The sequence below is a fragment of the uncultured Duncaniella sp. genome, assembly GCF_910578445.1.
Classification (GTDB): Bacteria; Bacteroidota; Bacteroidia; order Bacteroidales; family Muribaculaceae; genus Duncaniella.
In genome coordinates this window covers 1-505 of the sequence record NZ_CAJTQC010000081.1, presented here as the reverse complement: position 1 = coordinate 505, position 505 = coordinate 1, and the positions used below count along the sequence as shown (strand labels likewise).

General features: G+C 39.0%; 1 protein-coding gene. It reads left to right on the top strand.

Features of this window, described 5'->3' with window-relative positions:
- Positions 1-293: 293 nt before the first annotated feature.
- Positions 294-505, top strand: a 212-nt coding sequence (locus QZ311_RS12415) for a hypothetical protein (RefSeq protein WP_297068545.1), incomplete at its 3' end; no start/stop codon positions are given.

Genomic DNA, 505 nt, shown 5'->3' with positions numbered 1-505 from the left:
AAAACTAAATCAAGGTGTTTAATAATCATGAATTCAATAGCCTTATGACACTCAACAAACTTTTACTATCTATCTGCTTGGTTTTCTCTCTATTCCATCTGGAGTGCGACGCCCAAACAAGGAGTCGCGCAGAAAAATACCGCACAATAGACCGATGCAGAATTCAATGTGTATATGAACACTTTGTATATGATCCGGTTCTTGATCGGTCGCAAATCGAAGATGAACTTCTCGAAATCGGTCATACAAATAGCCGTTATTGCATATATGCAAGATATCAACGGGACTCTGTCATGGCCAAGGACTATCCGAATGGATTGCCATTTGAGGAATATTCAAAACTCGGAGACAAATATGGAAGAATGTCGCTTGACGAGATGATAAAGGACAAGGCTAAAAACACAATTACGTCATATGAGCATATTTTAATGGATCAATATACCTTTGAAGAACCGACACCTGACTTCAATTGGACTCTTTCTGACGAGACGGAAGAAGTATGCAA